The following is a 24813-nucleotide window of genomic DNA, read 5'->3' on the forward strand; positions in this document are numbered from 1 at the left end:
ACTCCCTGCCAGTTATCTGCCCGCGACATTAGGTGGCGTAGTGGCGACGAAAAAAGAGGTTTCTAAGCGATAAAGAGTGGCACGAGGTAAGTGCGAGTCGCTGTCAGGTAAGTCGGTCGGCAGGCGCGTCCCCAAAATGCAGCTCAAAGGTGCTGACCGTATCGCAAATACGGTTCGGCGATGCATGGTGATGAAGGCTGGTCAGGCAGAGGCGACAATGACAACTAATTTTTTCAATCCGGTCACGACCCAAACCTGGACCAACGGCCGCCACCAGGTGCGTTGCGTCAAGGTGATTCAAGAAACCCAGGATGTGCGCACGTTCTGCTTCATGGCCGAGCAGCCTGTACTGTTCTTCTTCAAGCCCGGTCAGTTCGTGACGCTGGAGCTGGAGATTGATAATCAGCCGATCATGCGCTCCTATACCATTTCCAGCTCTCCCTCCATCCCTTACAGCTTTTCAATCACCGTTAAACAAGTGCCAGGGGGCAAGGTATCCAACTGGCTGCATGCGAACCTAAAAGTGGGCGACGAGCTGGTCGTGCATGGCCCGGTAGGCAACTTCAATTCCATTGATTTTCCTGCCGAAAAAGTGTTGTTTCTCTCTGGCGGGGTGGGCATTACCCCATTGATGTCCATGACGCGCTGGCTGTTTGATACCAACGCCGCTGTTGACGTTGAATTTATACACAGCGCCCGTGCCCCTCGCGATGTGATTTATCATCGTGAACTGGTGCATATGTTTTCGCGTATTCCCGAGTTCAAGCTGCATATTATTTGCGAGAACAAAGAGGATATCGGCGAGGCCTGGGCCGGCTACCGTGGCTACCTTACCCAGCCGCTGTTCGAACTCATTGTGCCGGACTTTATGGAGCGGGAGATATTCTGCTGCGGCCCGACCCCTTACATGAACGCCATCAAAAATATTCTTCGTGCCAACAACTTCAACATGGATCACTACCATGAGGAGTCGTTTGGCGCTACGCCGGTTGAGGTACGTGAAGATGTCCTTGAGCTGGCCGAACAGGCAGAGGTTGATGCCGAAAATGTCGACACCAGCGACTTGTTTAGTATCGAGTTTGCCTCTTCAGGGAAAAGTGTGCGTATTCAGCCGGGGGAGACGGTTCATGCGGCGGCGGCCAAGCTGGGTCTGCATATCCCCAAAGCTTGTGGCATGGGGATTTGCGGTACTTGCCGAGTGGAGCTCAAGTCGGGAGAAGTGGAAATGGAGCATAACGGCGGCATTACCGATGAGGATGCCGAAGAAGGCTATATCCTGTCGTGCTGCAGTCGGCCGAAGGGGGATTTAATCGTCGATTTTTAGCCCCGGCAAGCACCTTGCTGCCTAGTTTTAAGCGCCCTAAACGGTTAATTCCCGTCTAGGGCGCTTTGCTTTTTGGGCGGCGTCAGCCGTGTTATTGGCTAAATCTTGCCGATGTCGCAAATACATCGCGTGGTGACGTCGGCAAGCATCTTGGGCCCGGACTCCAACGATAGTATCGCGGTAAGAACGCGTTGATAGGGACTTTGGTTAGCGGCCGGGGTTTATCAGCATTAAAGAGTATATCCAGCACTTAATAAAAAAGTGACTAATGAGGAGGCGGTAATGCTTCAGAATAATTTTTCCCCCAATGCACGTTTGGCCAGTTACGACACGTTGCTTGCTGAAGCAATTGCTGAAGAAACGGTTCGCCAAGAAGCGCATATTGAATTAATCGCCTCCGAAAATTATACCAGCAAACTTGTCATGGAAGCGCAAGGTACACAGCTGACCAACAAGTATGCAGAAGGCTATCCAGGTCGCCGTTACTACGGTGGCTGTGAGTTCGTTGACAAGGTTGAAGCCTTGGCAATTGAGCGGGCTTGCCACCTTTTTAGTGCCAATTATGCCAATGTGCAGCCGCACTCCGGCGCCCAGGCCAATGCCGCTGTGTTCATGGCACTGGTATCGCCGGGCGATACGGTATTGGGTATGAGTCTGGCCCACGGCGGCCACTTAACCCATGGTGCTGCACCCAACTTTTCGGGTAAGCATTACAACGCCGTGCAGTATGGCCTCAAGCCGGAAACCGGCGAGATCGATTACGAAGAAGTCGAGCGCTTAGCTCGCGAGCACCAGCCGAAGATGATCATCGCGGGTTTCTCCGCTTACTCTCGCGTGGTGGATTGGCGGCGTTTTCGCGCCATCGCCGATGAGGTAGGCGCCTGGTTGATGGTCGATATGGCCCACGTCGCTGGCCTGGTAGCCGCTGGCCTCTATCCGAGCCCGCTCCCTTACGCTCATGTGGTAACTACCACCACCCATAAAACGCTGCGCGGCCCCCGCGGCGGCTTGATTCTCTCCGCCGATGGCGACGAAGCGCTGTATAAAAAGCTTAATGGCGCGGTTTTCCCAGGCCAGCAGGGCGGCCCGCTGATGCATGTTATTGCCGCTAAGGCGGTGGCGTTTAAGGAAGCCATGAACCAGGAGTTTGTGCGCTACCAGCAGCAGGTGATCGATAACGCTCAGGCCATGGCCAAGGTGTTTATGGAGCGTGGCTACGACGTGGTGTCCGGCGGCACCGACGACCACCTCTTTTTGGTTTCGCTTATCCGCCAGGGCATTACCGGTAAAGATGCGGATGCAGCCCTTGGCCGCGCGCATATCACCGTTAATAAGAATACGGTGCCTAATGATCCCCAAAGCCCCTTCGTGACTTCCGGCCTGCGTATCGGCACCCCTGCGGTCACCACGCGCGGCTTCGATGCTGAGGAGTGTAGCGAACTAGCGGACTGGATTTGCGACATCCTGGACGAGCTGGCTGCAGGCAAAGACACGGCTTCCATTGAAGCCGAGGTGCAAGCCAAAGTGACCGACGTGTGTGCCCAGCATCCTGTCTACGCTGAGTCCGCCGCTGAAGCCGTCGAATCCATTGCTTGAATCGGCTTGCCGGCAGGGCCCGGCGCGGCTGAACTGAGGAGACCACTATGCAACGCTATTCCGGCTTCGGCCTGGTCAAGCACGCGCTGAGCCACCACGAGAACTGGGAGCGCCAGTGGCGCAACCCCACACCCAAGAAGCAGTACGATGTAATCATCGTCGGTGGTGGCGGTCACGGCTTGGCCACGGCCTACTATTTGGCGAAAGAGTTCGGCGTCAAGAACGTGGTGGTGATTGAGAAAGGCTGGCTGGGCGGTGGTAATACCGCCCGTAATACCACCATTGTGCGTTCCAACTACTTATGGGACGAATCCGCTGCGCTTTACGAACACGCCATGAAACTGTGGGAAGGGCTTTCCCAAGACCTTAACTACAACGTCATGTTCTCCCAGCGGGGGGTGCTCAACCTGGGGCATACCCTGCAGGACATGCGCGATATCCAGCGTCGGGTGAATGCCAATCGGCTGAATGGCATTGACGGTGAAGTTTTAGACGCCAAAGGAGTGCAGGAGCTAGTGCCGATTATGGACTGCTCCAAAAGCGCGCGTTACCCGGTAATGGGTGCCTCCTGGCAGCCGCGCGCGGGGGTGGCTCGCCACGATGCCGTGGCCTGGGGCTATGCTCGCGGTGCCGATGCCCACGGCGTGGATATTCTCCAGCAGACCGAAGTCACCGGCTTCAAAATTCGTGATGGCCAGATCTACGGTGTACACACCAACCGTGGCGATATTGAAGCCAAAACCGTCGGTTGTGTGACTGCCGGTAACTCCTCCGTGCTGGCCAAAATGGGCGGCTTTAACTTGCCGTTGGAGTCCCATCCGCTGCAAGCCTTAGTCTCTGAGCCGATCAAACCTATTCTCGATACGGTGGTGATGTCGAACCAGGTGCATGGCTACATCAGCCAGTCCGACAAGGGCGACCTGGTGATTGGCGCAGGCATCGACGGTTATAACGGCTATGGTCAACGCGGCAGTTATCCCACCGTGGAGCACACGCTCCAGGCGATCGTTGAAATGTTCCCGATCTTCTCTCGGGTACGCATGAACCGTCAGTGGGGCGGTATCGTCGATACTTGCCCGGATGCCTGTCCGATTATCTCTAAAACGCCGGTGAAGGGTCTGTACTTCAACTGCGGCTGGGGTACCGGCGGCTTCAAAGCCACACCAGGGTCGGGGCATGTATTCGCTGCCAGCCTGGCCAAGGGGGAAATGCACCCCATCGCCGAGCCGTTCTCCATGTTCCGCTTCCATAGCGGTGCGCTGATCGACGAACACGGCGCTGCCGGCGTGGCCCACTAGGGTTCATACGAGAGGAGTATTCGCATGTTCTATATCTACTGCCCCTACTGCGGCGAACACCGTGAGGAAGAGGAATTCCACCCCAAGGGCCAGGCGCATATCGAGCGCCCCAAGGAGCCCGAGGCGTGTAGTGACGAAGAGTGGGGGGATTACCTGTTCTTCCGTGACAACCCCCGTGGCGTTCACCATGAAATGTGGGTGCATGCGGTGGGTTGCCGCAAGTTTTTCAACGTGACGCGTCACACCGTGAGCTACGAGATTCTCGAGACTTACAAAATGGGCGAGCAGCCGTCGATTACCGCTGATAGCCAGAGCCAGGCCCGCGAGGGCGCTGCGGTAAGCCAACAAGAAGGAGTGCGGGCATGAGCCAGTCCAAGCAACAAGTGTACCGCCTTAACACGGGTGGCCGTATCGATCGCTCCCGCACGTTGAGCTTTACCTTTAACGGCCAGCGATACCAAGGGCATCCCGGGGATACTCTGGCCTCGGCGCTGTTGGCTAACGGTGTGGATATCGTTAACCGCAGCTTTAAATACTCGCGGCCCCGCGGCATTGTCGCTGCGGGCGCCGAGGAGCCCAATGCCATCGTACAGTTAGGCAGCAGTGAAGCGGCCCAGGTGCCCAATGTACGCGCCACCCAGCAGGCGCTATATGACGGCCTGACCGCCAGCAGTACCAATGGCTGGCCGAACGTACAGCGCGACCTGATGGGCCTGTTCGGCAAGCTGGGCGGGCAGTTCATGCCGCCGGGCTTCTACTACAAGACCTTTATGGCGCCGGCCTCGATGTGGCTGACCTACGAGAAGTACATCCGCAAGGCGGCGGGGCTGGGTCGCAGCCCCATGGAAGCCGATCCGGATAACTATGATCACTTCAATCAGCACTGCGATGTGCTGGTCGTCGGCGCAGGCGCCGCGGGTCTGGCGGCAGCGCTGGCCGCCGCGCGCAGCGGCGCTCGGGTGATGGTGGCCGATGAGCAGGAAGAAATGGGCGGATCGCTGCTGGCCAGTCGTGAAACCCTGGAAGGCAAACCGGCGGATCAGTGGGTTGCCCGGGTGATGGACGAATTGGCGGGCTGCGAGAACGTCACGCTGCTGCCGCGTACCACGGCCAACGGTTATCACGATCACAATTTCGTTACCCTGCATGAGCGGCGCACCGAACACCTGGGCGATACGGCGCCGGTGGAAAATGGCCACCGTCAGGTACGTGCGCGCCTGCACCGGGTACGCGCTGGTCAGGTGATCCTGTCCACGGGCGCCCACGAGCGTCCGCTGGTCTACGCGGGCAATGACGTGCCGGGCAACCTGCTGGCTGGCGCTGTGTCGACCTACATCCGACGCTATGGCGTGGCACCGGGCCGCAAGCTGGTACTCTCCACCAGCAACGACTACGGCTACCGCGCTGCCCTGGACTGGAAAGAGGCTGGCTGTGAGGTCGTCGCTATCGTGGACGCCCGCGAGGCGCCGGCGGGCGATTGGGTCGATGCCGCTCGCGCCCAGGGCATCAAGATTATTACGGGCAGCGCCGTTATCGAGGCGAAGGGCAGCAATAGGGTTACTGCAGCCCGGGTCGCCAAGATTGATATTGGCGCTTTCAAAGTGACCGGCCCGGTTCAGGAGTTGGCCTGCGACACCATCGCCAGCTCCGGCGGCTACAGCCCGGTGATTCACTTGGCATCCCACACTGGCGCGCGGCCTACCTGGCGCGACGATATTCTCGGCTTCGTGCCGGGGTTGGTGAAGGGCGTTCAGGCCTGTGGCGGTGCCAACGGCTGCTATGCCCTGGGTGACGTGCTGGCGGAAGGTGTCGAGGCGGGCATCAAGGCAGCGGCCGCCATGGGCCATGCCGTTCAGACGGTTACTCTGCCGAGCGCTGAACGTCTGCAGCAAGGGCCTGCGGTGGCGCTCTTCCAGGTGCCTCACGAGAAGCCCACGCTGCGCGGCCCCAAGCAGTTCGTCGACCTGCAGAACGACGTCACCGCGGCGGGCATCGAGCTTGCGACCCGGGAAGGCTTCGAGTCCATCGAGCACATCAAGCGCTATACCGCGATGGGCTTCGGTACGGATCAGGGCAAGCTGGGCAACATCAACGGCATGGCGATTGCCGCCCGTTGCTTGAATCGCTCCATTCCCGAGGTGGGCACCACGGTGTTTCGCCCCAACTATACCCCGGTGACCTTCGGCGCCATCGTCGGTCGCCACTGCCGTGATTTGTTCGATCCCGAACGCTACACCGCGCTTCACCAGTGGCACGTGGAGCGTGGCGCCGAGTTCGAGGACGTCGGCCAGTGGAAGCGCCCCTGGTACTACCCACAGAAGGTGAATGGCAAAACCGAGACGATGCACGAGGCAGTGGCTCGCGAGTGTCTGGCAGTGCGCGAGAAGGTCGGTATTCTCGATGCCTCGACGCTTGGCAAGATCGATATTCAAGGGCCAGATGCGCGTGAGTTTCTGGCGCGGATTTATACCAACAAGTGGGAGAAGCTGGCAGTCGGCAAGTGCCGCTACGGCCTGATGTGCAAAGACGATGGCATGGTCACCGACGACGGTGTGACCAGCTGTCTGGCTGAAAATCACTTTTTGATGACCACCACCACCGGTGGCGCGGCGGCCATCCTCGAGTGGCTGGAGTTGTGGCATCAGACCGAATGGCCGGAACTGGATGTCTACTTCTCTTCAGTGACTGACCACTGGGCCACCATGACGATCACCGGCCCGGAAGCGCGCAAGCTGCTCGCTGAGATCAGTGATCTCGATCTTGACCGCGATAGCTTTAAGTTTATGGATTGGCGATCTGGGAAAGTGGCGGGGGTGCCTGCACGGGTCTTTCGCATCTCCTTTACCGGCGAGCTGACCTTCGAGATCAACGTTCAGGCAAACTACGCCATGCATGTGTGGCAGACCCTGTTCAAGCATGGCGAGAAGTATGGCTTGACGCCCTATGGCACCGAAACCATGCACGTTCTGCGCGCTGAAAAGGGCTTCATCATCGTGGGTCAGGAAACCGACGGCTCCGTTACGCCGGAAGACTTAGGCATGCAGTGGTGCGTTGGCTACGACAAACCCTACTCATGGATTGGTAAGCGGGCCCTGACGCGCAGTGACACCAAACGCGAAAACCGCAAGCAGTTGGTGGGGCTCCGGCCCAAGGATCCGAAGGTGATCCTCGAAGAGGGCGCTCAGATCGTGCTTGATCCTAAGCATGCGATTCCTATGCCCATGGTGGGGCATGTTACCTCCAGCTACTACAGCCCGATTCTGGATTCAGGGTTTGCGCTAGCGGTGGTTAAGGGTGGCCATCAGAAGTTGGGTGAAACGGTTTACCTGCCCATGGCGGATGGGCAAACCCATGAGGCTGAAATCGTCAGCACCATTTTCTACGACCCCAAGGGAGAGCGCCAGCATGTCTAACGCGGCCACTTTCGACACCCGTACTGATACCGCTATCCCGGTAGAATCCCCGTTAGCCTATAGCTATCGTCGCAGCGGTGCGCCCCAGACCGGCGGCCCAAGCCGGCTTCAGCTGCGCGAGCGGGCAATGCTTGGGCATTTGATCCTGCGGGGTGGTGCCATCGTGCTCGACGAGGCGGTGCGCGACGTGCTGGGAATCAGCTTGCCTGGGCAACCCCAGGCGTTGGTACAAGATGCCAGCGGTGAACGTTCTATCCAGTGGCTCTCCCCGGACGAGTGGCTGGTCATCGTGCCAGGTGGCGAAGAGTTTCCACTGGAGACCAAGCTGCGCGAGCAATTGGGCAGTGCCCACTTCGCGATTAGCGACGTCAGCGGCGGCCAGACGCTATTAGAGCTTTCCGGCGAAGCAGCCCGAGAGCTGTTGATGAAAACGGTGATCTACGATGTTCATCCCAGCAATTTCCCGGTGGGGAAAGGTGTCACTACCGTCTTCGCTAAGGCGACCACTATTCTTCGTCGTCCCAGTGAAGAGCGCTGGGAGTTAGTGGTGCGGCGCAGCTTTGCCGACTACTGCTACCGCTGGTTGCTGGATGCCGGGGCAGAATTCGGCATTAACGTATAACAATAAGCGGGCAGGCCGGAGCGCTGTTCCGGCCGTTATGATCTTCCGCAACGGTCTGCCGCTAACTGAGAAGCATGCACTATGAGCCGAATGAGCGATACCTGGATACTTGCCGCCCAATGCCCTAGTCGCTTGGGAACGGTGGACGTCGTCACCCGCTTTCTAAAAGAGCAGCAGTGCTACATCACTGAACTCAACTCTTTCGATGATCGGCTCGGCGGGCGCTTTTTCATTCGCGCCGAGTTTCGCCCAGAGCAAGATGAGTTTCATGAAGAGCGCTTTCATACCGATTTTTCAGCGCGGGCAAGCGAATTCGATATGCAGTTCGAATTGACGGCCCCTGGCAAACGCACCGGCACCGTGATTATGGTCTCCAAGGCCGATCACTGCTTGAATGATCTGCTCTACCGTTATCGGACAGGGCAGCTTCCTCTGGATATCAAAGCGGTGATTTCCAATCATCCTGATCTGGAGCCATTGGCAGCATGGCACGATTTGCCCTACCACTACCTGCCGATCACGCCCGAGACGAAATTGCAGCAGGAAGCCCAGGTACGCGAAATCATCGCGGATACCGATGCTGAATTGGTGGTGCTAGCAAGGTATATGCAGGTGCTTTCCCCCTCTATGTGTGAACTATTAGCCGGACGGGCGATCAATATTCACCACTCGCTCCTGCCCGGTTTTAAAGGCGCCAAGCCTTATCATCAGGCATATGAGAAAGGGGTTAAGCTGGTCGGCGCAACGGCGCACTACATTAATAATGACCTTGATGAAGGGCCGATTATTGCCCAAGGTGTCGAGCCTGTGGATCACACCCACTACCCGGAGGATCTGGTTGCCAAGGGGCGTGATATCGAGTGCCTCACCCTGGCTAGAGCGATTAGCTATCACTTAGAACGCCGCGTGTTCTTTTATTCAGGGCGCACAGTCGTTTTTGGCAACTAGTTTTTTGGTAACCAATGCTTTTTGCCTAATGCTGTTGTTAATAAACGCAAACAGTTTGAGCGCGCTTTTATAACTGGGTTGCTGTCGTTGCTAAGCTTTTGCCAGAGCGATACGTAACCATTTGTTATTTTTGATAAATCGTGCCTAAAAGTATCATTTTATAAATATAAAAATATCATCAATAAAAGATAGATTAGTTTTATTTATCATCACGTCAATAACTTATTGAAATTGTCAGGCACCGCCTGATTTTCCCCTGTTTATACGTCAAGAGGTGCTCCAATGCCTATCAGTGTTTTCGACCTTTTTAAGATTGGAGTAGGCCCCTCCAGTTCTCATACCGTCGGGCCCATGCAGGCGGCTTTTAAGTATGTCACAACCCTGCGCGAAAACAGCCAGCTCGATGAGGTAGGGCATCTTGAAGTCCATCTTTATGGCTCGTTATCTGCCACGGGTATCGGACATGCTACCGATAACGCAATTATTATGGGATTGATGGGTGAACGCCCTAGCACAATAGATCCCTCGATTATTGAGCCAGCCATTCAGGCGCTTAAAGAGAGTCAGTCATTACAGCTTGGTCGACAAAAAGAAGTGAAGTTTGTTTGGGAGAGTGACCTGTATTTTCATGAAGAGAGCTTGCCACATCACCCTAATGCCATGAATCTGGCGGCTTTTACGCATCAGGGCGACTTGGTGTATGAAAATACCTATTACTCGGTGGGCGGCGGCTTCGTGGTTGAACAGGCCCAGGTGGATATGCCACTGGACGATTTGGGTGGCGTTACCATTCCTTACAACTTCGATACGGCAGACGAGCTCTTGGCGCTATGTAAAAAAGAGCAGCTAAGTGTCAGCCGGCTGATGCTGGAAAATGAGAAAGTCTGGCGGACGGAGGAGGAGGTCAGAAACGAACTGTGGCGTATCTGGAAAGTGATGTGTGAATGCATCGACAATGGATTAACCCACGAAGGGGTATTGCCGGGGGGGTTAAACGTTAAGCGCAGGGCTAAGCTGCTTCACCAGCATCTTCAAGCGGCAGAGCAGAACGATTGCCTGATCGCCTCAACGTTCTCAGCGATGGAGTGGGTGAACATTTTTGCCCTCGCCGTTAACGAAGAGAATGCCGCAGGGGGGCGCATGGTCACGGCGCCCACCAACGGCGCCGCAGGCATCATCCCCGCCGTCTTACACTACTATATGAAGTTTCAGCCCAATGCCTGTGAGAAAAACGTGGTGGATTTTTTGCTGGCGGCAGGCGCCATTGGCATTCTGTGTAAGAAAAATGCCTCAATCTCCGGCGCCGAAGTGGGCTGCCAGGGGGAGGTTGGATCAGCTTGTGCCATGGCAGCCGCTGGCTTGGCTGATGTGATGGGGGGCACTCCCGAACAAGTAGAGCATGCGGCCGAAATCGGCTTGGAGCACAATTTAGGATTAACCTGTGACCCTGTGGGTGGGTTAGTTCAGATTCCCTGTATCGAGCGCAATGCCATCGCAACGGTAAAGGCGATCAATGCCGCTCAGATGGCATTACGCGGCGATGGCACTCACTTTATATCGTTAGATAAAGTGATTCGTACCATGCGTGATACAGGGAAAGACATGTTGGATAAGTATAAAGAAACATCTAAAGGTGGATTAGCGGTTAATGCTATTGAGTGTTAACAAGCCGCTGTTGAAGTAGATGTAAATGCTGGATCCTTGCTGAGAAAGGATTCAGCATTTTCTTTTTGAGCTATGGGTGCAAAAGAGGTCGTTAGCTGGTCAATCCCGCCATTCCCATCACAAACTTAAGTCCCAATGAAATCAGCAATAGAACACCCACACTCGAAAGCCAGATGGTGACTAACCAGCCCAGGCGCTTGGCGAGAGGCTTCATTGTCTTACTCCTCAATGCAACAGGGGATAGGGGGGGTTAATGATAAGCGTCGCCAGGTTTTACCTTGCCGCGAAAGACGTAGTAACTCCAGGCGGTGTACATCAAGATAATCGGCAGAATAAACAGCGTGCCTACTAAGGCAAAGCCTTGGCTTTGGGCGGGGGCGGCGACCTGCCAGATAGACGCATCGGGCGGTATAATCGTTGGCCACAGGCTAATGCCCAGACCGCTGTAGCCTAAAAATACCAGCGCTAAGACCAACACAAAGGGCGGGGCGGTGTCTTGAAAGGCGATAGCACGCCATAGCCACCAACCTACCAGCATGACTAACAGCGGTACCGGTAAAAACCACAGCAGGTTGGGTAGCGAAAACCAGCGGGCGGCAATGTTCGGGTAGGCCAGTGGCGTCCATATGCTGACTAGGGCGATCATCACGAGTAGCCCAAGTATCAACGGCTTGGTGATCTGGTACATCCGCTGTTGTAGGGCACCTTCGGTTTTCATAATCAGCCAGGTGCTGCCCAGTAGCGCATAGGCAAACAGCAGGCCAACGCCGCAAAACAGCGAAAAAGGGGTGAGCCAGTCCAGCGCACCACCGCTGAAATGAAGGCCATCGAAGGCAATGCCCTGAATATAGCCGCCCAAGGCAACCCCTTGTGCAGCGGTCGCCAGCAGCGAGCCGCCAATAAAGGCTTTATCCCATACGTGGCGCCGCTCGGGGGATGCTTTGAAGCGAAACTCAAAGGCGACGCCACGAAAAATCAGCCCCAGCAGCATCACGATTAGCGGAATGGCCAACGCTTCCAATACCACTGCGTAAGCGAGGGGAAAGGCAGCGAATAATCCCGCCCCGCCAAGCACCAGCCAGGTTTCGTTGCCGTCCCACACGGGGGCAACCGTATTCATCATAATGTCGCGTTCCTGTTCGTCATGCACGCGCAGAAACAGCAGACCAATACCCAGGTCAAAACCGTCCATGACCACATACATCATCAAACCAAACAGGATGATAACGGCCCAGGTGAGCGATAGATCAATTCCCATAGTGCACCCCGTATACTTTAATGAGTCGACAATGTTTCGTTAGCCGCCGAGAGAGGCCGGGCGGGTGTGCGGTGATGGCCTGGGCCACCTAAGGCGGGCGCAGAGGGATCGCCTGGGCCTTTGTTCACCAGGTGCATCATGTAGATAACGCCGGTACCGAAGACCGCCAGATAAACCACCACAAAGGCGGTTAAGCTAATGCTGAGGTGGAGGGCGCTGTGTGCTGAAGCGGCATCGGCGGTTCTTAATAACCCATAAACCACCCAGGGCTGGCGGCCCACTTCGGTGGTAAACCAGCCCGCCAGCAGTGCCACTAGCCCTGCTGGCCCCATGCATAAAGTAAAGAGTAGAAAGCGGCGAGACTCAAATAGCCGCCTTTTGACGCGCAGAGTATTGCCCACGATGGCAAGCACAATCATCAACACCCCCAGCCCCACCATCAGCCGGAAGCTCCAGAACACGATGGTCGAGTTGGGGCGATCTTCTGGGGCGAACTCCTTAAGGGCGGGAATTTGTTCGGTCAAACTGTGCTTTAACAGCAGGCTGCCCAGCACAGGTATTTCCAGCTTAAAGCGGGTCTCTTCACCCGCCATATCGGGCCAGCCGAACAGAATGAGCGGAGTGGGTTCGCCGCTGCTGTTATCCCAATGCCCTTCGATAGCGGCGATCTTGGCGGGCTGATGCTCCAAGGTATTAAGGCCATGAAAGTCACCCACCACGGCCTGCAGTGGTGCGGTAATCGCCAGCATGACCAGCGCCATGGAGAGCATGGTGCGCACTTCAGGCGATTGTCGGCCTCTTAGCAACAGCCACGCGGCAGAGGCCGCGACAAACAGCGCCGTGCTTAAAAAAGCTGCTAGCGCCATATGGGCCAGGCGGTATGGGAAAGACGGATTGAAGACAATCTTCATCCAATCAACGGGGATCACCACACCGTTGACGATGTCGTGGCCTTGCGGGGTTTGCATCCAGCTATTGGAAGAGAGAATCCAAAACATCGACACGAGGGTGCCGAGTGCGACCATGCAGGTCGCAAAAAAGTGCAGGCCCCGGCCGACGCGCTCCCAGCCAAAGAGCATGACGCCCAGAAAACCGGCTTCCAAAAAGAAGGCCGTGAGCACTTCGTAGGTGAGCAGAGGCCCCGTGACGCTGCCCGCAAAGGCGGAAAAGCCACTCCAGTGAGTACCGAACTGGTACGCCATCACAATGCCCGAGACCACGCCCATGGCAAAATTGACGGCAAATATTTTTGACCAGAAGTGGTAAAGGTGACGATAGGTATCCCGCTGGGTCTTTAACCATAGCCCTTCCAACACGGCCAGGTAGCTGGCTAAACCGATGGTGATGGCGGGAAAAATAATATGAAAGGAGATGGTAAAGGCAAACTGCACCCTGGCCAGATCAATGGCCGCGATTCCGAACATGGCGCTTCCTCCGCTGACAGCCACTGTCTTAACTAAATAGTGGGCCGGTATAGCCGCTGTGTGGCTTCATCGGAACAGTCTATCTTTCGCTGTGTTTCATAACAGACTCAGTTTTTCACTAAAAAACCGGATCAGTCGAAAGGAGATGGCGTTTGGAGTACCCGCTAAAAGAGGCTTAATAACCTGCCTAGTGTTTCCATGCCGCGCTCACTGTTAGGTGTCCAGGGGTGGCCGTAACTCAGGCGCACGCAGTGGCGAAACTGCTGGGTCGCGGAAAAGATTGGGCCCGGCGCTAAGCTAACGCCATGGTCGAGCGCCGTATTGAATAGCCGCAACGAATCTACCTGCTCGGGAAACTCCACCCATAAAAAGTAGCCGCCCGCCGGACGGGTGATGCGAGTATTGGCAGGAAAGTAGCGATCTGCTGCTGCCAGCATGCTGCCTTGTTGGGCTTCCAGGGCATGGCGGAGCTTGCGCAAATGGCGGTCATAACCGCCATGCTGCAAGTAGTCAGCGATGGCTGCCTGAGCGGGCACGGAAGGCGAAATCGTCGTCATTAGCTTTAGCCGCGAGATGGCCTGAGCATAGCGACCGCCCGCTACCCAGCCTACCCGGTAGCCCGGCGCTAAGCACTTTGAGAAAGAGCTGCAGTGGATGACCAAACCCTCATCATCGAAGGCTTTGACTGGCACGGGCGGCGTGCTGCCAAAATACAGCTCGGCATACACATCATCCTCTAGCATCGGCACTTGGTGCTGTTTTAGCAGCTGATAAAGCACTTGTTTGCGCTCTTTACTCAGGCTGGCGCCGATTGGGTTTTGCAGATGGCTCATAAACCAGCAGGCTTTGATCGGAAGCGTCTCTAGCCGCTCTGCCAGTACCTCTAGGTCGATGCCCTCCCGTGGGTGAACGGGTATCTCCACCGCACGAAGTTTTAGCCGCTCCAACACCTGCAGGCTGGCATAAAACGCTGGGGACTCGATTGCCACCAAGTCGCCCGGCTCGGTAACGCACTGTAGGGCTAGATTAAGGCCCTCCATCGCGCCGTTGGTAATCACCAGCTCTTCCATCGGCAGTTGAATGCCGCCCAGCATGTAGCGCAGGGCAATCTGCCGACACAGATCGGTATGCCCGGTGGTCATGTCAGCCACCACCTGTTGGGGCGAAAGCGCCCGTAACCCCCGCGTCATACTGATACTCAAGCGCGAAAGCGGAAACAGCTCAGGACTGGGAAAGGCCGATCCAAAGGGCACCGTGCGGTCATCCTGAAGCGAGCCAAGCACCGAGAACACCAACTCGCTGACTTCTACCTCTGCTGGGTCGGTGGGCTGCAGCGTTACACGCGGTTCGTCCAGCAGACGCCGGGCGTGTTCACGCACAAAATACCCCGAGCGTGCCCTGGCAGTGATAAGCCCACGGTTCTCAAGTAAATAGTAAGCCTGGAACACCGTAGAAGGGCTAATGCCGTGATGGCGGCTAGCCTGGCGCACCGATGGGATTCGTTCCCCTGGGCCAAGCACACCTTGGCGAATCAGCGTCGCTATCTCATCGGCAAACTGTTCGTAGCGTTTCATGGGATAAACCGTCGGTGCATTGAGTAAAACGCCCGAATGCTCCATCACAGTGTTAGCTGGCACAGCGCGCCTCTCTGCTGATAGAAAGCACCACTGTGCCGCATGTGCGAAGCGTAAAACAGGCTCAAATATAGTAATAAACAGCATATCAGAAAGCAGCTGTATGAGAGGCTAGTGCTAACTGATACGCCTTATTTCTCTAAAACTGCATCTGTTTGTGCCATCCCTGTATGAGCATAGTAGCGGCTAACTTAAAAGTCGCGCCTTCTAACAAATGCTTAATCATCTACCTCGCGACGCCCCTCGACCGCATAAACCTCCATTCTCTCTTTTTTGGATATCGGTATGACGCAACGCATTCCACTGCAAGACCTGACTACCGAGGCGGCGGTTGAACACCATACGCCTCCGTCTAAGTCGCCCAACTCTCGTCCTCCCAGTAGCAAGCCACCGAAGCTCGGGCATATTTATGTGCGAGAAATAAGCGGCTTTTTTCAGCGTATCCGGCGCTTTTCTAACTGGCTGTTGATGGCGCTCTATTTCGGCTTACCGTGGATCAATTGGGGTGATCGGCCGCTAGTGTGGTTTGACCTCTCAGCCCAGGAATTTCACCTGTTTGCGGCGACGTTTTACCCACAGGACTTTATCTTGCTCACCTGGATTCTGGTGCTGTGCGCCTTTGGTCTGTTTTTGATCACGGTGGTGGCTGGGCGAGTGTGGTGTGGCTACAGCTGCCCGCAAAGCGTGTGGACGTTTCTGTTTATCTGGTTCGAGCATCGCCTGGAGGGGCCACGGCACTGGCGCATTCGGCTTGATAAAGCACCGCGTAGTTTGGATACGCTATGGCGAAAAACCGCCAAACATGCGGCTTGGCTGCTGATTGCGTTGGCAACGGGAATAGCCTTCGTTGGTTACTTCACGCCGATAAGAGCGTTAGTGGTGGATATGTTTACCCTGGACATGCACCCTTTAGAGCTGTTCTGGATCGGTTTCTTTACCCTGTTTACCTACTTGAATGCCGGTTGGCTCCGCCATCAGGTATGCCTGCATATGTGTCCCTATGCGCGCTTTCAGTCAGCGATGTTCGATGCTAATACGCTGATTGTTTCCTACGACGCTGCCCGTGGTGAGCCGCGCCGTCACCATTCTCAAAAGGGTGTTGAGGCAACTCGAATCGGTGACTGTATCGACTGTGAACTCTGCGTTCAGGTATGCCCCACCGGTATCGATATTCGTGACGGGCTGCAATACGAGTGTATTGGCTGTGCGGCGTGTATCGATGCCTGCGACAGCGTTATGGCGCGGATTGATAAACCGCTGGGCCTGATTCGTTACACCACCGAGCGTGTTCTGGAAGGTAAAGCGACCCGTTTTTGGCGCCCCCAGCTGTTGGCTTATACGGCGGCGTTATTCTCCATGGTGGTACTGTTAGTCGGTTTCTTGAACGCCCGGGTGCCCATTGATGTAGAGATTGCCCGCGACCGTCAGGCATTGTTTGAAAGCACGGTAGAGGGTCGCATTATCAATTACTACAACGTGACGCTGCGCAATCAAGATGGCCAAACCCATCATTACGCGGTATCAGCCTCGGGGTTGCCAGGGCTTCGTCTGCAGGGAGTGGATACCTTAGAGGTGGCGGCGTTTGAAACACGCAGCCTGCGTCTAGCACTCACCGCCGATGCGGACAATCTTTCACAACCTAGCCATCCCATCGAACTGCGCTTTATCGCATTAGATAACCCTTCCATCACGAAGGTCAGTGAAACACGTTTCCTGGGGCCTTCAGGGGAGTAGTGGGTACGGGTAGCCACGATCTAAAAAGCGAAAAAACCTGCGATCAAAGCGAGTAACGATGCAGTAACACTCTGATAGCAGCCCAATGGCTAGTGTGAACCGCGTCAGGCTGACGCTTGCTCCGAGAGCGGTTGTAACGCCGCATCCTGTTGTCGCTGATAAGCTTTGATGCGTTCAACCAAGTATTCAGCGTCAGCCGCCACCCCAGAGAACCTCCCAGAGCCCCAGGTATGCAGCCATGGCAGGCCAATAAAGTAGAGGCCGGGCTGTTGGGTGACACCGCGTTTGTGTATGGGATGGCCCTGACCATTGAATACCGAAGCATCAAGCCAGTGAAAGTCAGGGCGAAAGCCGATGCACCAGATAACGGCGCTAATCCCTGCGTCGACCAGATTTAGCTCGGAACGCTCTTGGTTCGGTTCCCAGCATGGCGTGTACTCGGACGCTGGTGGGGCCTCGATACCCTGGGAGGCGATATAGGCATCAATTCGCTGGTTTATGTTGCAGTAAACACTGTCGGCATGATCGAGGTTGGCTTGCAAATTATCGCGAAAGATAAAGTCCCCATTGCGGTACTCTTCTAATAGCCCGAATAGCTCCATACCTTCGAGAGCGAACTTGCGCAGGTCGATCTCCCGGCCCCCGTCACGTCCTGTGACATAGTGGTTGGTGTTATCTCTTACTCCCTCACGTAATGGGTGCTGATCGACCAACATCTCGTAGTAGCCCATTTCATCAAGCCATTCGACAACATCTTTGCCGCGATATTGACGCGCCACGCGCGGGGCATCACCAGTGGCGAGGAAGACTTTTCGCCCAGCAATGTGCAGGTCTTCGGCAATCTGGGCGCCAGATTGGCCGGAGCCCACCACCAACACCGCCCCCTCGGGTAACTGTTCAGGGCTTCGGTATTCCGCGGAATGTAGCTGGAACAACCGATCGGGCAATCGCTCTGCCATACGTGGAATGATAGGGAGATGATAACCGCCGGAGGCCACCACGATCTGATCCGCGCTAAACTCACCCGCGGAACTCTTCACTGCGTACTTCCCGTTGCTATTCAGACTGACGCGATTAACGGCAACGCCTTCGAGGGCGGGAGGCTGAACCTTGGTGGCAAAGCGGTCAAGGTAAGCGACGACGTCGTCTCGTTTCATAAAGCCTTTAGGATCATCCCCGTCGTAGGGATGATCGGGTAGCTGGCACTGCCAATTCGGCGTCACTAAGGTGAATGAATCCCAACGCGCTGTCTGCCAGCTATGCATTAAGCTGTGTTTCTCTATAACGAGATGGCCGATTGCCTGTTGTTGAAGGTAGTGGCTGACGGATAGCCCCGCCTGACCGCCACCGATGATAATGGCAGAATAGTGCTTACGTAGGTCTTTCATATCGCTCTCTCTTTGCAACGATTGATGAGATGTTTGATGGGCTAGTCGATGCGGATAATTTCGACCATGTCCTGCGGATTATTGCCAAACTGCTGGGCTTTGGCCTTGATAGCCGTCGACTGATCCATGGCACTGGAGCAGAAGAAGCCGAATTTTTGTTCGACGCGCTGGCTGGCCGCCTCTAGGGCTATGTCGGCGCGTTCCACAAAAGCATCGACGCTGAGACGCTCGCCGACCTGGAAGTACTCCTTTAAAACGGTGGAGGGTGAGTAACACTGGTCTTCGCTGCCGTCTGGCCAGCGAACGTGGAAGTGTATGGCTGGCATGCTCAAAGCTCCTGTTGGGGAATGGGCATTTGGGGACGACTCAGACCGGTTAATGGAGTCGTTGAAAGGTCATGGAACAACTGGCGATCATTGTCGGTTTCTACCCAGAGCTGCGGTGAGGAAACGATCTCGCCGACCTGCGCGGCGGCGATGCCACGGGCATGGAAGCGCTCCAGCAGCATGGGGAGGTGTTCATGATCCGTGGTGAGCAGGTAACCGAAGCTAGGAAAGGTGCAAAGCCAGTCCTGCCAAGTGACTTTCTCGGGTTTCGGGATGGCGTCAAGGTTAATGCTCACGCCTACATCAGCGCTCTCCATGAGCATTAAGGTGGTACCGAGGAGACCGGCCTGGCTGATATCTTTGGCTGCGATAGCCAAGCCCGCTTCAGCAATACAGGGAAGCAGTTCGATGTCGTCACGCAAACGCTCAGCGGGCGCCGTTGTGGCCGCGTTCCAATTCAGATAGGGCGCTTGATAGGCGCCGCGCAGGTCGATAGCCGCCACTAATAGCTGCCCAGGCCGCGCCGCAAAACTGCTCAGCAGGCATTGGGCTCGACCCAGGATGCCGACCGCCAATTGCGGCTGATTGGAGCGAAGGTTGGTGTGGCCACCGACGATGGGAATGCGGAAGGTGTCGGCGGCCTCACGCATGCCTTTGGCAATTAGTTCAGCGCTTTCTGGGTCATGGCTCCATAGAGCATTGACGATTGCCTGGGGCCGCCCGCCCATTGCGGCGATATCACTGACGTTAACCATCACCGAACACCAGCCAGCAAACCAAGGATCCTCGGCGACGAAGGCGGTAAGTAGCCCTTCCATCGCCAACAGTGTGTAGCCTTCGCCGCTGGGAATGGCCGCGGTATCGTCGCCGTTGGGATGCCAGCCATCGGGCAGTGCTGTCAGGTTGGGAGCGATCCGCGCGATATCGGCCTTATGGGCAAGACCACTATAATCGTGCACTTTCTGGAGCAGTTCTGTTAGGTCGAGTCGTTGCTTTTGGCTCATGATGCTTGTCTCAGTGCGGGGGCTGAAAGGATCTTAAGCAGCCCAGGCGCCAGCTCAGCGAGAGGTTGGCGTTGACGCCCAGGCACAACAAAGCCGCTAAGAGGAGAGTGGCAAGGGGGGTAGTGGGTAAGGTCGGCCTCCATGACGACATGAGGTCGATCAAGGATTAACTCCTCTCCAATGCTTCGCCAGTGCAACTGTTGGAAAAGAGCCTCATTCTGGGCCTGTACCCGGGCCAAAAAGCGTTGGCAGCCCAATGCATGAGCGCTGGAGACGGCCAGCCGAATCAGCGTGGAGCCTAGGCGGCCTTGGGCGCGGAAGGCTGGGTCAACAGCAAGACGCGAACCATGCCAGAGTCCAGGTTCTGATTCGTGAATACGCACTGTCCCCACCACTTGCTCATACCATCCTCCTGTGCACCCTAAAGCGACGAGTAGGTGGGCTGATTCATCGATGGCATCTCGGTCGTCCTGATCAAATATTGCCTGCTCATCGCAGAAAACGCGCCGCCGCAATGCCATTGCTTCATCGGTTTCCCAAGGCAGGCTCGCCCACTTGATCCGGTAGTTGGAATAGGCCGAATAGGCGTCGGATGTTGACATCATCGGGCACTCCTCTATTAAGCGTTTCGCGTGCTGTTAGCGCTCGTACTCAGACAACGTTGAACAGGCACCGCAACGCCCGCAGCCCGCTTTGATATCGCTAGAGCGCAACGCTGCGAGCTTGAGACGTCTGCCCAACGGCGCCAGGATCGACTCCATAAAGTCGGCGCTGGGCGGCTTATGATCTTCTAATGGCGTGCCGTTAATCGGCACGAACGGCACTACAAAGGGATAAACGCCGATTTCGATTAGGTGTTGGCAGGTTTCCAGAATGACCTCGCGGGTATCCCCGAGCCCGGCAAGAATATAAGTGCTGACTTGCCCGCGGCCAAAGACGTCAACAGCATCGCGAAACGCCTGCATATACTCTTCGATGCCAACCTCTGCCTTGCCTGGCATTAGCGTTTTTCTTAGCGAAGGTGTGACCACTTCGAGATGCATGCCCAGGCTGTCAATGCCAGCTTCCTTCATGCGGGCATACCAAACGGGATCCTTCGGTGGTTCGCACTGCCCTTGCAGCGGAAGATCCACGGCCGCTTTGATGGCCCTGGCACTTTCGCAAAGGACGCTGGCTCCTCGGTCAGACGTGGCTGGCGTTCCGGTAGTCATGACCATATGTTTGACACCGTCGAGCTCGACAGCGGCCTTAGCCACCTCGGCCAGTTGGTCTGGGGACTTATGCGCAATGGTGCGCCCGGCTTGGAGTGATTGACCAATCGAGCAGAATTTGCAGGCTTTGCGCCTGCTCTCATAGCGGATGCATGTTTGCAGTACCGTCGTGGCCAGTACATCGCGGCTATGCAAGGTGGCGATATGCGTGTAGGGGACGCCGTCAGCGGTTTGCAGGTCGTAGAAGTGGGGCGTATCTGCAAAGGTAATATCGGCCATAGGAATCGTGTTTTCAGTCAGCCTATGCCCTTCATCACCTGACACTACGCTAAACGGTGAACGCCATGCCGACTGGGTATAGACGGGCACCATCATAGTGATTCCATCGATGGTTATTGCCTGATGGTCAGAAGGGCCAGCGCCGCCCCGTCGGCTGACATGCTCTTGTGATGCATCCTGCAGGCGTACGCCATGGGTTTGAAGTTCGGTGAACAAGCGTGAGCGATCGGCGAGCTTACTCATCTTCATCTCCTTGGGCATTATGGCCCTGAGCGGAAGTGGCCAGTGGCTGGCAGCAGTGGGCGGGCATATCGTTAATGGCTAAGCTCAACAGTTCAGGGCGCGCATAGTGGCCCACCGAATCCATCATTCGCTTACGCTTGGTAATCAGGGCGAAATCCAGGTCGGCAATGACGATGCCTTCTCCTTTGCGCAGCGGCTCGGCCAAGTGCTTACCTTCTGGCGAGATAATGGCGGTGTTACAGCCATCACGCAGAGCACGTTGTAGCGTGGTGTCGGGGGTAATGGATTCGATTTGGGAGTCGGTTAGCCAGCCGGTGGCGTTAACCACGAAACAGCCCGCTTCAAGGGCGTGATGACGGATGGTTACTTCAATTTGATCCGCAAAGACTGGGCCGACCAGCGAGCCAGGAAACTGGCTACAGTGGATCTGCTCGTGCTGGGTCATCAGGGCATAACGTGCCAACGGATTGTAGTGCTCCCAGCAGGCCAGGGCGCCAACACGGCCCACGGCGCTATCCACCACCTTCAAGCCCGAGGCATCGCCCTGGCCCCAAATCATGCGTTCGTGGTAGGTCGGCGTGAGCTTTCGGCGTTTCAGCAACAGATGCCCGTCGCTATCAAAGATCAGTTGAGTATTGTAGAGGGTGCCATGATCACGCTCATTAACGCCAAGCACGACGACGATGCTCAGGGTGCGAGCGCGCTCAGCGACAGCATCAGTGATCGGGCCTGGTACCACCACGGCCTGTTCATACAGCCGTAAGTGCTCGGCGCCACAGGCCACGGCGGGGTAGACAAATGAAAAGTACGGATAGTAGGGAACGAAGGTTTCGGGGAACACGATCAGCTCAGCCCCCTTGCTGGCCGCTTCGTCGATTGCATCCAGTACCTTGACCAGCGTGCCGCCAACACTCTCAAGATCGGGAGAAAGCTGAGCGGCAGCGGCCCGCACTATGGTCGTTCCTGTCATGTTTGCTTGTGCCATGACCGCTGCTCCCCTTAGACAGTCCAGGTATCGATGATCAGTGCATCGTCGCGCACGTGAAGCAGCTTGAGGTCAAGCACATCCAGTGGATTGATCGCGCGGATGCCCTCAATGAGTGACGGTTCGCCATGACCATAGAGTGCTTGAAGAGCAAAGCGGCAGGCGTAGACCTTGCCTCCCTCGGCCATAAACTTGGTCAACTGATTGTTGAAATTCATGTGGCCGGGAAACGCTTCATCGCCCAGGGTCGGGAAGCCACGCTGGACACCCAAAGTGACGCCAGGGCCATACAGTAAGATGGAGGTTTCAAAGCCTTTACGCAGCAAACGCGTTGCCTGCAGCATATTCACGAAGCCGATCGACCCCTCAAAGGCAACCGTATGAAAAGTTACCAGGGCTTTTTCGCCTGGTTTCGCTTTTACGTCTTCAAAAACCTTCTCTTCGTAGTCGACCAGAAAATCGCCTTTCTTGTTGAGTGGTTGCGTCACTGTAGGCATGTCTAAGCTCCGTTTATTGCGAGTGGGAGAGTCGTTAACCGCCGTGCTTACACAAGCGGTACGATCAATACGGAGCAATCGACGTGCCAATTGATATGCTTATTGATCCAATCAATTGTCGATCATGTAGGTCGCTCTAAGCCTAAAAATTGACCAAATTTTTAGGCTAAAAAAATAATAAAAGGCTAATGTTTCAAAAAAACTGTGTTTTTCACCTTATTTGTGCAATAAAAGTGTGTTTTGCACCATTAAGTACATATGCAATCAATTTTTTATTTGTGCAATCTTTAGCCCATCAGTGATAAGTTTTGGTCGATAAGAAGAGTAGGTAACAATGTTTATTTAACGACGGGGAAGATATGCATACATCTGAGCTGGAACGCTGGCGAAAACGTTTAGACAAGGAGGTCAGCCAGCCAGCTTATCGTCTGGTCGCTGAATTGATTGCTGAAGATATCGGTAGTGGTCGGCTGCAGCCCCGCGAGCGACTGCCCCCGCTGAGAGAACTGGCGGGGGCTTTGAGTATCAATTACACGACGGCGGCGCGTGCCTATAACGAAGCTAAGCTGCGAGGCTTGATTGACTCGCATCCGGGCTCGGGCACTTTTATTAAAGGTAAGGCAGTGTCAGTGAAGCCGAGCAGTGGTTATGAGATGACCATGAACCTAATGATTGAGCCCGCGATACCGACGTTGATTGAACGAGTACGCGATAGCGCTATCTCGGTGTTGGCCCAGCGTGATCTTTACTCACTGCTGCGTTATCAAACCTTTGGTGGCAGCCATCATGACCGTGTGGCTGCGCTCCAATGGCTGGATCGGCGGCTGGACAACACGACACTGGAACAGGTCTTGATATGCCCCGGTATTCACAGCGGCCTGGTTGGGCTACTGATGCAGTTGGTAGCCCCAGGTCAGCTAATTTGTGTCGAAAGCCTGGTCTACCCCGGCCTAAAGGCTATTGCGGCCCAGCTCGGGCTGACCCTGCATTCATTGGAGCGTGACTCCGATGGCCCTCTTGTTCGCTCCTTCGAGGATATCTGTAAGCAGGGTCAAGTGGCCGTTTTGTACATTAATCCCACCATCCAAAACCCCACGACGACGACTATTCCCTTGGGGCGTCGTGAAGCTTTGGCCGATGTTGCCTTGCGCTATAGCATCCCGATTATTGAAGATGATGCTTACACCATGCTCAGCGAAGAGAAGATCGTCCCTATTGCTAACTTGGCCCCTGAGCTCACTTACTATCTGACGGGGACTGCCAAGTGTTTTGGCCCCGGTTTGCGATCAGGATTCCTACACGCCCCCACCAAGCGACAGGCGCAGAGAACCGCTGGGGCGCTTCGAGCCACCTCGGTGATGTCCAGCCCGCTGATTGACGCCCTGGTCACTGAGTGGATAACCGATGGGACGGCAGATGCCATGCTTAAAGCGATCCGTATCGAGGCCATTGCCCGCCTTGAAATAGCCGAGAAGATTCTGGGACGTCAGCGCATCGTGTCTGCCAAAGGTGCTTTCCACCTATGGCTCAAGCTGCCCAAGCACTCTGGCTGGAACCCTTCAGAGCTGGCGGTGCAATTACGTTCACATGGCGTTAGTGCGGTTGCCAGCGCTGCTTTTAGTACCGACAACCATCCCCCTGAAGCTCTGCGCTTGTGCTTCGGTGGTCAACTGACAAGAGAGGACTGGGAGGAAAGGCTGCATTATGTGGCGGATATCATCGACCAGCCTGCCTATCTGTCATCTCTGACGATGTAACCTTGGTCAACTGTCCTCGTGACGGTTTGGTATTGATTAGCCAGACGAATAGTAAAAGCAGTTTAACGCCCATTATCTTCGGCGATAAGTGGCTAGGGGTTCTTATCTCCTTAGTTTAATGCACGCTGTAGAGCACTACCACGGTTGCGATCCGTCGTCTGATCCGGCTTTTTTGAGGCTTTCTGAGCCTGTACTTGTCAGCTGTGC

The 24813-nt window shown here is 55.7% G+C and carries 21 protein-coding genes; 10 read left to right on the forward strand and 11 right to left on the reverse strand.

Annotated elements, in window-relative coordinates; genetic code table 11:
* The first annotated feature begins 217 nt into the window (after nt 1-217).
* The 8 genes from HALA3H3_RS10315 to HALA3H3_RS10350 all read left to right on the forward strand — a co-directional run bounded on the left by HALA3H3_RS10315 (nt 218) and on the right by HALA3H3_RS10350 (nt 10866).
* The gene (locus HALA3H3_RS10315) at nt 218-1324 is read left to right on the forward strand and encodes an FAD-binding oxidoreductase (protein WP_053857164.1); all 1107 of its coding nucleotides are present in this window, start codon (nt 218-220) and stop codon (nt 1322-1324) included.
* Between the two features lie 282 nt (nt 1325-1606).
* Nucleotides 1607-2920 carry a serine hydroxymethyltransferase gene (glyA, locus tag HALA3H3_RS10320; RefSeq protein WP_022521481.1) on the forward strand — a complete coding sequence of 438 codons (1314 nt, stop codon included), beginning with the start codon at nt 1607-1609 and terminating at the stop codon, nt 2918-2920.
* Between the two features lie 47 nt (nt 2921-2967).
* Nucleotides 2968-4218: a sarcosine oxidase subunit beta family protein gene (locus HALA3H3_RS10325; protein ID WP_022521482.1), complete on the forward strand. Its 1251-nt coding sequence runs from the start codon at nt 2968-2970 to the stop codon at nt 4216-4218.
* Nucleotides 4219-4242: 24 nt separating this feature from the next.
* The gene (locus HALA3H3_RS10330) at nt 4243-4584 is read left to right on the forward strand and encodes a sarcosine oxidase subunit delta (protein WP_022521483.1); all 342 of its coding nucleotides are present in this window, start codon (nt 4243-4245) and stop codon (nt 4582-4584) included.
* Nucleotides 4581-7631, forward strand: coding sequence for a sarcosine oxidase subunit alpha family protein (locus tag HALA3H3_RS10335; RefSeq protein ID WP_022521484.1), 3051 nt, complete (start codon nt 4581-4583; stop codon nt 7629-7631). Before HALA3H3_RS10330 ends, HALA3H3_RS10335 begins: the two co-directional genes overlap by 4 nt.
* Nucleotides 7624-8253, forward strand: coding sequence for a sarcosine oxidase subunit gamma (locus tag HALA3H3_RS10340; protein WP_022521485.1), 630 nt, complete (start codon nt 7624-7626; stop codon nt 8251-8253). The genes HALA3H3_RS10335 and HALA3H3_RS10340 overlap by 8 nt, the downstream gene beginning before the upstream one ends.
* 81 nt (nt 8254-8334) lie before the next feature.
* Nucleotides 8335-9201, forward strand: a complete 867-nt coding sequence (gene purU, locus HALA3H3_RS10345) for a formyltetrahydrofolate deformylase (protein ID WP_022521486.1) — start codon at nt 8335-8337, stop codon at nt 9199-9201.
* 282 nt (nt 9202-9483) lie between these two features.
* Nucleotides 9484-10866: an L-serine ammonia-lyase gene (locus HALA3H3_RS10350; RefSeq protein ID WP_022521487.1), complete on the forward strand. Its 1383-nt coding sequence runs from the start codon at nt 9484-9486 to the stop codon at nt 10864-10866.
* 91 nt (nt 10867-10957) lie between these two features.
* Here HALA3H3_RS10350 and HALA3H3_RS26105 read toward each other — a convergent pair whose 3' ends face one another.
* From HALA3H3_RS26105 to mapR, 4 genes are all read right to left on the reverse strand, one after another.
* Nucleotides 10958-11080 carry a DUF2474 family protein gene (locus HALA3H3_RS26105; RefSeq protein ID WP_082116842.1) on the reverse strand — a complete coding sequence of 41 codons (123 nt, stop codon included), beginning with the start codon at nt 11078-11080 and terminating at the stop codon, nt 10958-10960.
* A 36-nt stretch (nt 11081-11116) separates the two neighbouring features.
* Complete coding sequence (gene cydB / locus HALA3H3_RS10355) at nt 11117-12124, reverse strand: cytochrome d ubiquinol oxidase subunit II (protein WP_022521488.1); 1008 nt, start codon at nt 12122-12124, stop codon at nt 11117-11119.
* 17 nt (nt 12125-12141) lie between these two features.
* A complete protein-coding gene (locus HALA3H3_RS10360; RefSeq protein WP_022521489.1) occupies nt 12142-13548 on the reverse strand; it encodes a cytochrome ubiquinol oxidase subunit I in 1407 nt (468 codons plus the stop codon).
* Between the two features lie 164 nt (nt 13549-13712).
* A complete protein-coding gene (gene mapR / locus HALA3H3_RS10365) occupies nt 13713-15122 on the reverse strand; it encodes a GntR family transcriptional regulator MpaR (RefSeq protein WP_041159115.1) in 1410 nt (469 codons plus the stop codon).
* 345 nt (nt 15123-15467) lie between these two features.
* Between mapR and ccoG the strand changes: the two genes are divergently transcribed.
* Nucleotides 15468-16916, forward strand: a complete 1449-nt coding sequence (ccoG, locus tag HALA3H3_RS10370; RefSeq protein ID WP_022521491.1) for a cytochrome c oxidase accessory protein CcoG — start codon at nt 15468-15470, stop codon at nt 16914-16916.
* A gap of 104 nt (nt 16917-17020) precedes the next feature.
* Here ccoG and HALA3H3_RS10375 read toward each other — a convergent pair whose 3' ends face one another.
* From HALA3H3_RS10375 to HALA3H3_RS10405, 7 genes are read right to left on the reverse strand one after another with little or no spacing between them, the layout of a single operon-like run.
* The gene (locus tag HALA3H3_RS10375; protein WP_022521492.1) at nt 17021-18304 is read right to left on the reverse strand and encodes an MSMEG_0569 family flavin-dependent oxidoreductase; all 1284 of its coding nucleotides are present in this window, start codon (nt 18302-18304) and stop codon (nt 17021-17023) included.
* A 41-nt stretch (nt 18305-18345) separates the two neighbouring features.
* On the reverse strand, nt 18346-18630 hold the full coding sequence (locus HALA3H3_RS10380; RefSeq protein ID WP_022521493.1) for an MSMEG_0570 family nitrogen starvation response protein: 285 nt from the start codon (nt 18628-18630) through the stop codon (nt 18346-18348).
* A 2-nt stretch (nt 18631-18632) separates the two neighbouring features.
* Nucleotides 18633-19634, reverse strand: coding sequence for a sll0787 family AIR synthase-like protein (locus HALA3H3_RS10385; protein WP_022521494.1), 1002 nt, complete (start codon nt 19632-19634; stop codon nt 18633-18635).
* Nucleotides 19631-20239, reverse strand: a complete 609-nt coding sequence (locus HALA3H3_RS10390; protein WP_022521495.1) for an MSMEG_0567/Sll0786 family nitrogen starvation N-acetyltransferase — start codon at nt 20237-20239, stop codon at nt 19631-19633. The genes HALA3H3_RS10385 and HALA3H3_RS10390 overlap by 4 nt, the downstream gene beginning before the upstream one ends.
* A gap of 33 nt (nt 20240-20272) precedes the next feature.
* On the reverse strand, nt 20273-21367 hold the full coding sequence (locus tag HALA3H3_RS10395) for an MSMEG_0568 family radical SAM protein (protein WP_022521496.1): 1095 nt from the start codon (nt 21365-21367) through the stop codon (nt 20273-20275).
* Complete coding sequence (locus HALA3H3_RS10400; protein ID WP_022521497.1) at nt 21360-22352, reverse strand: Nit6803 family nitrilase; 993 nt, start codon at nt 22350-22352, stop codon at nt 21360-21362. Before HALA3H3_RS10400 ends, HALA3H3_RS10395 begins: the two co-directional genes overlap by 8 nt.
* A gap of 14 nt (nt 22353-22366) precedes the next feature.
* Complete coding sequence (locus HALA3H3_RS10405) at nt 22367-22849, reverse strand: MSMEG_0572/Sll0783 family nitrogen starvation response protein (protein ID WP_022521498.1); 483 nt, start codon at nt 22847-22849, stop codon at nt 22367-22369.
* 359 nt (nt 22850-23208) lie between these two features.
* Between HALA3H3_RS10405 and HALA3H3_RS10410 the strand changes: the two genes are divergently transcribed.
* Nucleotides 23209-24606 carry an aminotransferase-like domain-containing protein gene (locus HALA3H3_RS10410; RefSeq protein WP_022521499.1) on the forward strand — a complete coding sequence of 466 codons (1398 nt, stop codon included), beginning with the start codon at nt 23209-23211 and terminating at the stop codon, nt 24604-24606.
* Nucleotides 24607-24813: the final 207 nt, after the last annotated feature.

The organism is Halomonas sp. A3H3 (assembly GCF_000982975.1).
GTDB classification, from domain to species: domain Bacteria; phylum Pseudomonadota; class Gammaproteobacteria; order Pseudomonadales; family Halomonadaceae; genus Vreelandella; species Vreelandella titanicae.